This is a genomic window from Streptomyces sp. NPDC048560, assembly GCF_040650955.1.
GTDB lineage: Bacteria > Actinomycetota > Actinomycetes > Streptomycetales > Streptomycetaceae > Streptomyces.
The window spans coordinates 256818-269675 of sequence record NZ_JBEZIJ010000001.1 but is presented as its reverse complement, the minus strand read 5'-3'; the positions used below and the strand labels follow the sequence as shown (position 1 = coordinate 269675).

General features: G+C 69.2%; 11 protein-coding genes and 1 riboswitch. Of the genes, 7 read left to right on the top strand and 4 right to left on the bottom strand.

What is annotated here, in order from left to right; genetic code table 11:
• Window positions 1-44: 44 nt before the first annotated feature.
• From AB0C82_RS01165 to gcvT, 4 genes are all read right to left on the bottom strand, one after another.
• Entirely contained in the window at window positions 45-1430 is a 1386-nt protein-coding gene (locus AB0C82_RS01165; protein ID WP_362835026.1) for an L-serine ammonia-lyase, read from the bottom strand.
• A gap of 212 nt (window positions 1431-1642) precedes the next feature.
• Window positions 1643-2902 (bottom strand): serine hydroxymethyltransferase, encoded by a 1260-nt coding sequence (gene glyA, locus AB0C82_RS01160; RefSeq protein ID WP_362835024.1) that lies wholly within the window; start codon window positions 2900-2902, stop codon window positions 1643-1645.
• Window positions 2903-2920: 18 nt separating this feature from the next.
• Window positions 2921-3298 carry a glycine cleavage system protein GcvH gene (gcvH, locus tag AB0C82_RS01155; RefSeq protein WP_362835022.1) on the bottom strand — a complete coding sequence of 126 codons (378 nt, stop codon included), beginning with the start codon at window positions 3296-3298 and terminating at the stop codon, window positions 2921-2923.
• 118 nt (window positions 3299-3416) lie between these two features.
• On the bottom strand, window positions 3417-4544 hold the full coding sequence (gene gcvT, locus AB0C82_RS01150; RefSeq protein WP_362835020.1) for a glycine cleavage system aminomethyltransferase GcvT: 1128 nt from the start codon (window positions 4542-4544) through the stop codon (window positions 3417-3419).
• Between the two features lie 155 nt (window positions 4545-4699).
• Window positions 4700-4797, bottom strand: a riboswitch (glycine riboswitch).
• 129 nt (window positions 4798-4926) lie between these two features.
• On the opposite strand from gcvT, the gene AB0C82_RS01145 reads away from it, so the two are divergent.
• The 7 genes from AB0C82_RS01145 to AB0C82_RS01115 all read left to right on the top strand — a co-directional run bounded on the left by AB0C82_RS01145 (window position 4927) and on the right by AB0C82_RS01115 (window position 12844).
• On the top strand, window positions 4927-5631 hold the full coding sequence (locus AB0C82_RS01145; RefSeq protein WP_362835018.1) for an AAA family ATPase: 705 nt from the start codon (window positions 4927-4929) through the stop codon (window positions 5629-5631).
• 79 nt (window positions 5632-5710) lie between these two features.
• Entirely contained in the window at window positions 5711-6481 is a 771-nt protein-coding gene (locus AB0C82_RS01140; RefSeq protein ID WP_362835016.1) for an enhanced serine sensitivity protein SseB, read from the top strand.
• A 143-nt stretch (window positions 6482-6624) separates the two neighbouring features.
• Window positions 6625-7428, top strand: coding sequence for an enhanced serine sensitivity protein SseB C-terminal domain-containing protein (locus AB0C82_RS01135; protein WP_362835014.1), 804 nt, complete (start codon window positions 6625-6627; stop codon window positions 7426-7428).
• Between the two features lie 352 nt (window positions 7429-7780).
• Entirely contained in the window at window positions 7781-8779 is a 999-nt protein-coding gene (locus AB0C82_RS01130) for an ABC transporter permease (RefSeq protein WP_362835012.1), read from the top strand.
• Window positions 8780-8837: 58 nt separating this feature from the next.
• The gene (locus AB0C82_RS01125) at window positions 8838-10631 is read left to right on the top strand and encodes an ABC transporter substrate-binding protein (RefSeq protein ID WP_362836959.1); all 1794 of its coding nucleotides are present in this window, start codon (window positions 8838-8840) and stop codon (window positions 10629-10631) included.
• A 117-nt stretch (window positions 10632-10748) separates the two neighbouring features.
• Window positions 10749-11747: an ABC transporter permease gene (locus tag AB0C82_RS01120; RefSeq protein WP_362835010.1), complete on the top strand. Its 999-nt coding sequence runs from the start codon at window positions 10749-10751 to the stop codon at window positions 11745-11747.
• Complete coding sequence (locus AB0C82_RS01115) at window positions 11744-12844, top strand: ABC transporter ATP-binding protein (protein ID WP_362835008.1); 1101 nt, start codon at window positions 11744-11746, stop codon at window positions 12842-12844. Before AB0C82_RS01120 ends, AB0C82_RS01115 begins: the two co-directional genes overlap by 4 nt.
• Window positions 12845-12858 lie beyond the last annotated feature (14 nt).

Here is a 12858-nt window from a genome sequence, read left to right as displayed (position 1 = left end):
GGGGCGGGGCTCCGGCCGGCCGGAGCCCCGCCCGCCCCGCGATCTCAGCACTCGATGATGTTCACCGCGAGACCGCCGCGCGCGGTCTCCTTGTACTTGACGCTCATGTCGGCGCCGGTCTCCTTCATGGTCTTGATGACCTTGTCGAGGGAGACCTTGTGGGTGCCGTCGCCGCGCAGCGCCATCTTCGCCGCGGTGACGGCCTTGACCGCCGCCATGCCGTTGCGCTCGATGCACGGGATCTGGACGAGGCCGCCCACCGGGTCGCAGGTCAGGCCCAGGTTGTGCTCCATGCCGATCTCCGCGGCGTTCTCCACCTGCTCCGCCGAGCCGCCGAGCACCTCGGCGAGGGCGCCCGCCGCCATGGAGCAGGCGGAGCCGACCTCGCCCTGGCAGCCGACCTCGGCGCCGGAGATCGAGGCGTTCTCCTTGAACAGCATTCCGATCGCCCCCGCGGAGAGCAGGAAGCGTACGACGCTGTCCTCCTTCTCGGCCTCGGTGCAGCCGCCGGCCGCGAAGTTCATGTAGTAGTGCAGAACGGCGGGGATGATGCCCGCGGCGCCGTTGGTGGGGGCGGTGACGACACGCCCGCCCGCGGCGTTCTCCTCGTTGACCGCCATCGCGTAGAGGGTGATCCACTCCATGGCGTTCGCCTGCGGGTCGCCCTCGGCGCGCAGCTGGCGGGCGGAGTTCGCGGCGCGGCGGCGGACCTTCAGACCGCCGGGCAGGATGCCCTCGGTGGCCATGCCGCGTGCGACGCACGCCTGCATGACGCGCCAGATGTCCAGCAGACCGGAGCGGATCTCGGCCTCGGTGCGCCAGGCCTTCTCGTTCTCCAGCATCAGGGAGGAGATGGACAGGCCGGTCTCGCGGGCGAGGCGCAGCAGCTCGTCGCCGGTGCGGAAGGGGTGCTTGAGCACGGTGTCATCCGGGACGATCGGGTTCTCCCCGGCCACCGCGTCCTCGTCGACGACGAAGCCGCCGCCGACCGAGTAGTACGTCTTCTCCAGGAGCGGGGCGCCCTCGTGGTCGTACGCGAAGATCGTCATGCCGTTGGCGTGGTACGGCAGGGCCTTGCGGCGGTGCAGGACCAGCTGCTCGTCGGTGTCGAAGGGGATCTCGTGCATCCCGAGCAGGTTGAGGCGCCCGGAGGAGCGGATCTCCTCGACGCGCGCGTCGGCGCCCTCGACGTCGACCGTGCGGGGCGACTCGCCCTCCAGGCCGAGCAGGACGGCCTTGGGGGTGCCGTGCCCATGGCCGGTCGCGCCGAGTGAACCGTACAGCTCGGCCCGTATCGAAGCGGTGTGGGCCAGCAGGCCCTCGTTCTTCAGGCGGCGGGCGAACATACGCGCCGCGCGCATCGGGCCGACGGTGTGGGAGCTGGACGGGCCGATGCCGACCGAGAAGAGGTCGAAGACCGAGATGGCCACGGGAGTACTCCTAAAGGGGTTGGTAGACGCCGTTGTCTGCCGGGTGGTGCGGGACGGGCCGGCGGGCCCGCGGAGCGCGGGGCAGCGATGAGGGCACCGTGCTCACTCTTCAGTGTGCGCGGTGCCCCCACCGGATGTGCAAACTGCGGATGGCCGGGGGCGTACCCGGCGGATCATGGCCGGGGTCGCGGCCCTGATCCGCCGGGCACGCCCTACTTGAGGCCGGGGTACAGCGGGAACTTGCCGGCCAGCGCGACGACGCGGGCCTTCAGGTCGTCCGCGTCGTACGACGGCTTCAGGGCCGACGCGATGATCTCGGCGACCTCGGCGAAGTCCTCGGCCTGGAAACCGCGGGTGGCCAGGGCCGGCGTACCGATCCGCAGACCCGAGGTGACCATCGGCGGCCGAGGGTCGTTCGGGATGGCGTTCCGGTTGACCGTGATGCCCAGCTCGTGGAGCCGGTCCTCGGCCTGCTGGCCGTCCAGCTCGGAGTCGCGCAGGTCGACGAGGACCAGGTGCACGTCCGTGCCGCCGGAGAGGACGGAGACGCCGACCTCGGTGACGTCCGGCTGCACCAGACGCTTGGCGAGGATGCGGGCGCCGTCCAGGGTGCGCTGCTGGCGCTCCTTGAACTCCTCGCCCGCCGCGATCTTGAACGAGACGGCCTTGGCCGCGATCACGTGCTCCAGCGGGCCACCCTGCTGACCGGGGAAGACCGCAGAGTTGATCTTCTTGGCGAGCTCCTGCGTCGACAGGATCACGCCACCGCGCGGACCGCCGAGGGTCTTGTGCGTGGTGGTCGTGACGACGTGGGCGTGCGGCACCGGGTTGGGGTGCAGACCCGCGGCGACCAGACCGGCGAAGTGCGCCATGTCGACCATCAGGTACGCGCCGACCTCGTCCGCGATGCGGCGGAAGGCGGCGAAGTCGAGCTGGCGCGGGTAGGCGGACCAGCCGGCGACGATCAGCTTCGGCTTGGACTCCTTGGCGAGGCGCTCGACCTCGGCCATGTCCACGACGCCGGTCTCGTCGACGTGGTACGGGACCACGTTGTAGAGCTTCCCGGAGAAGTTGATCTTCATGCCGTGGGTCAGGTGACCGCCGTGGGCGAGGTTCAGGCCCATGATCGTGTCGCCCGGCTTCAGCAGCGCGAACATCGCGGCGGCGTTGGCCTGCGCACCGGAGTGCGGCTGGACGTTCGCGGCCTCGGCGCCGAAGAGCGCCTTGATGCGGTCGATCGCGATCTGCTCGACGACGTCGACGTGCTCGCAGCCACCGTAGTAGCGGCGGCCCGGGTAGCCCTCGGCGTACTTGTTGGTGAGGACGGAGCCCTGCGCCTCCATGACCGCGACCGGAGCGAAGTTCTCCGAGGCGATCATCTCGAGGGTGGACTGCTGACGGTGGAGCTCGGCGTCGACAGCGGCGGCGACGTCCGGGTCCAGCTCGTGGAGGGAGGAGTTGAGAAGCGACATCAGGGGATCCCTTGGGTCTCAGTTGCCGGAGAACTCGGTGTACTCGTCCGCGGAGAGCAGGTCCTCCGGCTCGTCCGCAACGCGTACCTTGAACAGCCAGCCGCCCTCGAAGGGAGCGGAATTCACCAGCGACGGGTCGTCCACGACATCCTGGTTGGCCGCGGTGACCTCACCGGTGACCGGCGAGTACAGGTCGCTGACCGACTTGGTCGACTCCAGCTCACCGCAGGTCTCGCCCGCGGTCACCGTGTCACCGACCTCGGGGAGCTGGGCGTAGACGACGTCACCGAGCGCGTTGGCGGCGAATTCGGTGATGCCGATCGTGGCCACACCGTCCTCGACGGCCGACAGCCACTCGTGCTCCTTGCTGTACCGCAGCTGCTGGGGGTTGCTCATGACCTGAATTCTCCTGTACGCGGGGGAGTGCTGATGAACGGTGGTCTTACGGTGTGAGACGCGACTGCGTCACGCCGGGAGCCCCGGGATGTCCCCGGTGCCGCTTCAGGCGCTGTGGTCACTTCTGACGCTTGTAGAAGGGCAGTGCCACGACCTCGTACGGCTCGTGGGTGCCCCGGATGTCGACGCCGACCCCGGCGGTCCCGGGCGTGGCGTGCGCCGCGTCCACGTACGCCATGGCGATCGGCTTGCCCAGGGTGGGCGACGGGGCGCCCGAGGTGACCTCGCCGACGACCTTGCCGTCGGAGACCACGGGGAAGCCCGCGCGCGGGACCCGGCGGCCCTCGGCGACCAGGCCGACGAGCTTGCGCGGAGGAGCGGTCTCGGCGCGCTCGGCGGCGGCCCGAAGGGCCTCGCGTCCGACGAAGTCGCCCTCCTTCTCGAACTTCACGACCCGGCCGAGACCCGCGTCGAACGGGGTCAGCGCGGTGGTCAGCTCGTGCCCGTACAGCGGCATGCCCGCCTCCAGGCGCAGCGTGTCGCGGCAGGAGAGCCCGCACGGGATCAGGCCGACCGGGGCGCCCGCCTCGGTCAGGGCCTTCCACAGCTGCTCGGCGTGCTCGGGGGCGACGAAGAGCTCGAAGCCGTCCTCGCCGGTGTATCCGGTACGGGCGATCAGGGCGGGGACACCGGCGACGGTGCCGGGCAGGCCCGCGTAGTACTTCAGACCGTCCAGGTCGGCGTCCGTGACGGACTTGAGGATGCCGGGGGACTCCGGCCCCTGGACGGCGATCAGCGCGTACGCGTCACGGTCGTCCCGCACGACGGCGTCGAACCCGGCGGCGCGCTCGGTGATCGCGTCGAGGACGATCTGGGCGTTGCCCGCGTTGGCGACGACCATGAACTCCGTCTCGCCGAGGCGGTAGACGATCAGGTCGTCCAGGATGCCGCCGTCCTCGCGGCAGATCATGGTGTAGCGGGCGCGGCCGAGGCCGACCGTGGCGATGTTGCCTACGAGCGCGTGGTTCAGCAGGTCGACGGCCTGCGCACCTGTGACCGTGATCTCACCCATGTGCGACAGGTCGAAGAGACCGGCCTTCGTACGCACGGCGTTGTGCTCGTCGCGCTCGCTGGCGTAGCGCAGCGGCATGTCCCAGCCGGCGAAGTCGGTCATGGTGGCGCCCAGCGAACGGTGCAGGGCGTCCAGCGCGGTGTGGCGGGGGGAGGTGCTCGGGGCAGTGCTCATCGATACGGCTCCAGGGCATGACGACAGAGGACGATCCCTCCCCATCTGTCATCGGAACCTGAGAGGTTCGCCGAGAGGCCCTGAAGGGGTCTTCCCTACAGAGGTCGGCTTGCACCTTGGGTGGAGCCGCGGAACGGCTCGCTTTTCAGATCTGCCTCATCCACGCGGTACGGGGCCTGAGAGATTCAAGGGAGGAACTTGCTCCTTCGGCGCCCGGCACACACAGTGTCCGGAACTCTCCCGCGCGGATTCAAACGGCCGGTATGCAGTTGGCGGGGTCATCATCGCACGCCATGCGGGAGAGTGGGGCGTCCGGTCCCGACGGATACGGGCGGGTGAGCCGGTTGTGCCGCATTACCTTTTCTTTACACTTCTTGGGCAGATGTGGGTCACCGGACAGGGGGAGGCGACGACGTTGCAGCGTTACGCGACGACAGCGGGAGCCGCGCACGGCGCGGTGCCACCGCAGCAGGCGGTACCCGTCCGCAGCGGAACACTGGGCACGCACGCGCCCGTGGTGCGCGACCTGCGCAGCCGGGACGGGCGCGGTCCGCGCAGCCTGGACTTCGCCGCGGGCGACGTGGTGGTCGTCTCGGGACTGCCGGGCAGCGGCAAGTCGACCCTGATCCGCCGCACGGTGACGGACCGGGCGATCGACTCCCAGGACACCAGGGACCGCTGGGCCCGCGCCCTGCCCGGTTTACTCCCGTACGCCCTCTACCGCCCGCTCGTCAGGGCCGCCCACTACACAGGGCTCTGGCGGGCCCTGCGCTCCGGTGAGTCCGTCGTGGTCCACGACTGCGGCACGCAGACGTGGGTGCGGCGCTGGCTGGCCCGGGACGCCCGTCGCCGGGGCCGCATCCTGCACCTCGTCCTGCTCGACGTCACCCCCGAGGTGGCCAGGGAGGGCCAGCGCGAGCGTGGACGCGGAGTCTCCGGTTACGCCTTCGCCCGGCACCGTCGCTCCGTCGGCCGGCTGATGCGCGACACGGAGACCGGTCTGCTTCCGGCGGGATGCGCCTCGGCGGTGCTGCTGGACCGCGAGGCCGCGGACGCCCTCGACCGGATCACGTTCGAACGGGCCTGAGGTCTCCCGCCCGGCCGGTGAGGGCCGCTCGTCTACGATCGCTGGCGCAAGGCAGGACCAGAGGGGAAGCAGGGGACCAGTGGACAATCCGGCGCCGTTCGAGACGCAGCCGCACCATGGCTGGCCGGCCAACGAGCTCGAAGAAGTCCTGGTCGCCTCCCTCGGCGTCCCGGAAGCGGCCGGCCGGCTGCTCGAAGTGCTCGGCCGGAGCCAGGTCTGGGTGCCGCTGCCCAACGGCGGCAATCCCGCCAGCGCGGACCTCGACCTGCCGATGATGGACATCGACGGCGCGGCGTACGTCCCCGTCTACAGCTCCGAGGCGCAGTTCCTGCTGTGTGTCGGCACACACCTCTCCTTCGCCGTGGCGCCCGCACGCGAGTTCGCCCGCGGGCTGCCCCCGCAGGTCGGCATCGCGGTGAATCCGGGTGGCGCGGTCGGCCTCCCCCTGCCGCCGCCCGCCGTGGCCGAATTGTGCCGGGCGGGGCGCACTCCGCTGGACGGGCCCGCCAGCGGTGGCCGGGTCACGCTCTACGAGCCCGACTGGCAGGAGGACCCGGTCGACTTCCTCGCCGCGGTGTCCGGCGAGTTCCAGGCGAGCGGCGTCGTCAGCACCGCCCGCAGGGCCCTCGCAACCATCGAGGGCGGCGACCCCGTCCTCTTCGTCGGCGTCGAGTTCGCCACGTGGGACGGGGCGGGGCAGAGCGCCCCGATGGACGCACTCGGCCGCGCGCTCGGCCGGGTCCAGCCGCCCTGGCCGGTCAATCTCGTGCTCCTGGACGTGGCGCAGGACCCGGTGGGGGACTGGATGCTGGCGAAGGTACGTCCCTTCTACCGGCGCGAAGGACACTGATCCGGCGGCGCGAAGGACACCGACCGCCGTCAAGTCGGTGTCAGAAGCGAGGCATAAGCTGGTTTGATGGCATGGCGGGGTCGCACCCGTATGCCCGGAAGTGGCGGGGCGACACAGCGGATCGATGAGGGGCGGGACCCAGGGTGAGCGCGTCAGGCACCGCGGCGGCCGGGCAGATCGAGCACATGCTGGGCCAGGTGACGCCCGGGCGTTACGACGCGTACGAAGCCCTGCTCCAGGCACTCACCGACGGCCGGGTCTGGATGCTGCTCTGGCACGGCACCGCGGGCTCCCCCGACGCCCAGTACGGGAACATGGAGGTCGACGGGCTGGGCTACGCCCCCTGTGTGACCTCCGCCCAGGAGCTCTCCGCCAGTGGCTGGAACCGCGCCCACGAGCTGGTCACCGGACGTGACATCGCCCGCGCGCTGTTCCCCGACCGCTGGGGGATCTGGCTCAACCCGCACGCCCCGGGCGGCGGCGTCGGCATCCCCTGGCTCGACCTGCGCCGGATCGCCACCGGCCTCGACCGGATGCCGGCGGGACCGCTGAGGCTCTCCGAGCCCGCCATCGAGATCCCGCAGTTCTACGCCATGCTCACGCAGAACGCCCACCGCACCCCGGCCGTCCGCTCCCTGCGCCGCGCCTGGGTGCAGCCCGCCCTCGGCGTCCCGTACCTCGCGATCGGCCTCGACCTCTACGACACCGGCCGGCCGTCCGTCGACGCCGTGCGGGCGATGATGCAGCAGTCGATCGGCACGGTCCCCGACGGCCTGCCCGTCTCCACCGTCTCCATGTCCGACGAGTACGACCCCGTCGCCATGTGGCTCCGCGCCAACTCCCGGCCGTTCTACGACCGCGAGGCGCACGCCCCGGCCGGACAGCCGCCGGCCGCGCCCGGCTACGGATACCCCCCGGCCGCCGGTCAGGCCCCGCGCGGCTTCTAGAGCCCCTCGGTTCGTCCCATCCAGGCGTTTCGCCCCCCATTCGGGGGGCGAATTGCATTTCGGCCCCTCTGTGGTCCGGTGCCACCCAACGGGGCCTAAGCGGTGATCCGTGCCCTAATCCACGTCAACCTCCCGGCGTCCGGGGGGCGTTCACGGGCGTCCGGATAACGGATCGGCCCTGGTGCATCACGGTTAGGCATCCATTCACCGTCAAGTCTGGCAACCTGTCGCGGCCCCGATGAAGACTCCCGCAACAAGGGATGTTCCGTCCCTGAACACAAACGGACTGATCACGCCGCCACAGCGGCAAGTGTGTACCGGCCACCGCCGGTTGAGAGGGGTCCCTGGCACGATGACGGCACCACTTCACGAGCCGACAACGGAAGCGGCCCCGACGCCGGGATTCGAGGCCGGCGTCCCGGAGAAGGCGGTGCAGGGCCGCTCCCTGGGCCGCATCGCCTGGGAGCGCCTGAAGCGGGACAAGCTGGCTCTCGGCGGTGGCGTCGTGGTGCTGTTGCTCATCCTCGTCGCCGTGCTGGCGCCACTGATCACGAGTCTGGTCGGGCAGTCGCCGTACGAGCGCCACGAGGACCTGATCGACCCTCTCTTCTCCACGCCCATCGGATCGTTCGGCGGGATGAGCTCAGAGCACCTGCTCGGGGTCGAGCCGGTCAGCGGCCGCGACATCTTCGCCCGCATCGTCTACGGCGCCCAGGTCTCGCTGCTCGTCGGCTTCGCCTCCGCCGTGGTCGCCATCGTGCTGGGCACCGTTCTCGGTGTGCTCGCGGGCTTCTTCGGCGGCTGGCTGGACACGATCATCAGCCGCGTGATGGACATGCTGCTCGCCTTCCCGCAGCTCCTGTTCATCATCGCGCTGGTCTCCGTCATGCCGAACGAGATGCTGGGCCTGACCGGTACCGGCGTCAGGCTCTTCGTGATGATCCTGGTCATCGGATTCTTCGGCTGGCCGTACGTCGGCCGGGTCGTCCGGGGCCAGACGCTGTCGCTGCGCGAGCGCGAGTACGTGGACGCCGCCCGCAGCCTCGGGGCCGGACGGATCTACATCCTCTTCAAGGAGCTCCTGCCCAACCTCGTCGCGCCCATCATCGTGTACGCCACGATGATGATCCCGACCAACATCCTCACCGAGGCAGCCCTGAGCTTCCTGGGTGTCGGAGTGAAGCCGCCGTCCGCCTCCTGGGGCGAGATGCTGTCCGCGGCCCTGAGCTACTACGAGGCCGACCCCATGTACATGGTCGTCCCGGGTGTGGCGATCTTCATCACCGTGCTCTCCTTCAACCTCTTCGGCGACGGCGTACGCGATGCGCTCGACCCGAAGGGCACCCGCTAACTGCCGTACCGCGAAGCCCGTGCACCGCACGGGCCGCTTCTACACACGGAGGATCCGAATCGTGACTACCCGACGGAACGCACGGCGCAAGCAGGCAGTGGCCGCTGCTGCCGTGGTCGCGGCGCTGCTCTCCACCGCTGCGTGCGGCGGCGGCGAGGACAGCGGTGGCAAGGACGGCAAGGGCAAGACGTCGGCGGCCGGCTTCGACGCGGCCAACAACAAGATCGCCAACCCCTCGACGAAGAAGGGCGGCACGCTGAAGTTCGCCGGCGCCCAGGACGCCGACTCGTGGGACACCACGCGTGGCTACTACGGCTTCGTGTGGAACTTCATGCGCTACTACAGCCGCCAGCTGGTCACCGGCAAGGCCGAGCCGGGCAAGGCCGGAGCCGAGCTGACGCCGGACCTCGCCACCGAGCGCGCCAAGATCACGGACGACGGCAAGACGTACACGTACACCCTGCGTGACGGCGTCACGTGGGAGGACGGCAAGCCGATCACCTCCCAGGACATCAAGTACGGCATCGAGCGCCAGTGGGCGCAGGACGTGCTGTCCGGTGGCCCGGTCTACCTGCGTGACATCCTCGACCCCAAGGGCGAGTACAAGGGTCCGTACAAGGACACCTCCAAGGACAAGCTGGGCCTGAAGGCCATCGAGACGCCGGACGAGAAGACCATCATCTTCAAGCTCCCGACGGCGAACTCGGACTTCGAGGAGATCCTCGCGCTGACCTCGTCCTCGCCGGTCCGCCAGGACAAGGACACCAAGTCGAAGTACGGCCTGAAGCCGTTCTCCTCCGGCCCGTACAAGTTCGAGTCGTACGCGCCCGGCAAGTCCGTCGTGCTGGTCCGCAACGAGAACTGGAAGCAGTCCTCCGACCCGGTCCGCAAGGCGCTCCCGGACAAGATCACGCTGAACCTGTTCTCCAACGCGGACGACATGGACAACCGTCTGATCGCCGGCGACTTCGACCTGGACATCAACCAGACGGGTCTCTCCCCGCAGGGCCGTATCAAGGCGCTGAAGGAGCACAAGGAGAACCTGGACAACCCGGTCTCGGGCTACATCCGTTACGCGGTCTTCCCGCAGAACGTCGCCCCGTTCGACAACATCGACTGCCGCAAGGCCGTCATCTACGGAGCCGACCACAAGTCGCTCCAGACCGCGCGCGGCGGCCCGGTCGCCGGTGGCGACATCGGCACCAACATGCTGCCCCCGTCGGTGCCCGGTTCCGAGGGCCAGAAGTACGACCCGTACGGTCTCGCCGCCAACGACGGCGCGCCGGACGTCACCAAGGCCAAGGAAGCGCTGAAGGCGTGCGGCAAGCCCGAGGGCTTCTCCACCACCATCGCCGTCCGTAACAACAAGCCGGTCGAGGTCGCCACCGCCGAGTCGCTCCAGGCGTCGCTCGGCAAGGTCGGCATCAAGGTCGACATCGACAAGTACGACGGTTCGCAGACCTCGGGCATCATCGGTAACCCGTCCGTGGTCAAGAAGAAGAACTACGGAATCATCATCATGGGCTGGGGACCGGACTTCCCCTCGGTCCAGGGTTACGGCGCGCCCCTCTGGGACAGCAGCTACATCCTCGAGAGCGGCAACAACAACTTCGCCATGATCGACGACAAGGCGATCGACGCCAACTTCGACAAGTTCTCCGTCGAGCTCGACGCGGAGAAGAAGAAGGCCATCGCCACGGAGATCAACCACCAGGTGATGGAGGGCGCGTACTACCTGCCCTTCGTCTTCGAGAAGTTCATCAACTGGCGCTCCCCGCGACTGACGAACGTCTACACGACGGACGCCTACAGCGGCACGTACGACTTCACCAGCCTGGGCGTTGTGAAGTAACCACCACACCGGCACACCCGCCGTACGGCACGAAAGGCAGGTGAAGGCCGGAGCGGTGCGGCCGCGGGCCATCGGACGACCTCCGGTGGCCCGCGGTCCCCCGCCGGGCCGAGAGCAGTGCTCACATACCTCATCAGGCGGCTCATGGCCGTCGCAGTAATGCTTGTGGTCATCGTCGTGGTGGTCTTCTGCATTTTCTTCCTCATCCCCCAGTGGACCGGCGTCGACCCCGCCACGATGTACGTGGGCAAGACCTCGGACGCGGCGGCGGTGGAGGGGATCCGGCAGAAGCTCGCGCTGGACGAACCGATCCTCATTCAGGTCCTGGAGTTCTTCAAGGGCATCTTCGTCGGGCGTACCTACGCCTCGGGCGGCGACGTCACGAACTGCGCCGCGCCCTGCTTCGGCTACTCCTTCCGCAGTGAGCAGGCCATCTGGCCGGTGCTCACGGACCGTCTGCCGGTCACCATGACGCTCGCGCTCGGCGCGGCCGTCCTGTGGCTGCTCGGCGGTGTCGCGGCCGGCGTGCTGTCCGCCCTCAAGCGCGGTACGGCGTGGGACCGTTCGGCCATGGTCGTCGCGCTCGCGGGCGTCTCGCTGCCGATCTACTTCACCGCCATGGCCTCCCTCGCGATCTTCGACTACGGGCTCGGCTGGATCGACTCCGGCTTCGTGCCGTTCGGGGACAGTCCCACCGGCTGGCTCCAGGGCATGTTGCTGCCGTGGGTCACCCTCGCCTTCCTGTACGCGGCGATGTACGCCCGCATCACGCGGGCCACCATGCTCGAAGTCATGGGCGAGGACTACATCCGTACCGCCCGGGCCAAGGGCCTGAGCGAGCCGGTCGTCATCGGCAAGCACGCCATGCGCTCGACCATGACTCCCATCCTGACGATGCTGGGCATGGACCTCGGCGCACTCATCGGCGGGGCGATCCTCACCGAGACCGCGTTCAGCCTTCCCGGCCTCGGCCAGGCGGTGCTCGCGGCGATCAGGGAGCGCGACCTGCCGGTGATCCTGGGCGTCGTCCTGATCACCTCGCTCGCGGTGATCATCGCCAACCTCGTCGTGGACATCCTGTACGCCGTGATCGACCCCCGAGTGAGGCTGTCATGACCGAGCTGAGCACGAGCGGAGCCGCCCTGGGCGAGCCCGTCGCCTCCGCCTCGCCCGCATCCGGCGCCTTCCTCGACGTCCGCGACCTGAAGGTGCACTTCCCGACCGACGACGGCCTGGTCAAGTCGGTCGACGGGCTCAGCTTCACGCTGGAGAAGGGCAAGACCCTCGGCATCGTGGGCGAGTCCGGCTCCGGCAAGTCCGTGACCTCGCTGGGGATCATGGGTCTGCACACCGCCGGCCAGTACGGCAAGCGCAAGGCCCAGCTCTCCGGCGAGATCTGGCTGAACGGCAAGGAACTGCTCTCCAGCGACCCGGACGAGGTGCGCAAGCTCCGCGGCCGGGACATGGCGATGATCTTCCAGGACCCGCTGTCCGCGCTGCACCCGTACTACACGATCGGCAAGCAGATCGTGGAGGCGTACCGGGTCCACCACGACGTCACCAAGAAGGCGGCCCGCACCCGGGCCGTCGAGATGCTCGACCGGGTCGGTATCCCGCAGCCCGACAAGCGGGTCGACAGCTATCCGCACGAGTTCTCCGGCGGAATGCGCCAGCGCGCGATGATCGCGATGTCGCTGGTCAACAACCCGGAGCTGCTGATCGCCGACGAGCCGACCACGGCTCTCGACGTGACCGTGCAGGCGCAGATCCTCGACCTGATCCGGGACCTGCAGACGGAGTTCGGCTCCGCGGTCATCGTCATCACGCACGACCTGGGCGTCGTGGCGGAGCTCGCCGACGACATCCTCGTGATGTACGGCGGGCGCTGCGTGGAGCGCGGACCGGCCGAGAAGGTGTTCTACGAGCCGCGGCACCCCTACACCTGGGGACTGCTCGGCTCCATGCCGCGCCTCGACCGGGACCAGACCGAGCGGCTCATTCCGGTGAAGGGCTCCCCGCCCTCGCTCATCAACATCCCGTCGGGCTGCGCCTTCAACCCGCGCTGCCCGTACGCGGATCTGCCCAAGGACGACGTCACCCGCACCGTACGGCCCGAGTTGCTGGAGGTCGGCAGCCGGCACTCGGCCGCCTGCCACATGTCGCAGGAGCAGCGGGAGCGTATCTGGACCGAAGAGATTGCGCCCAAGCTGTGAGCGAGGACAAAAGC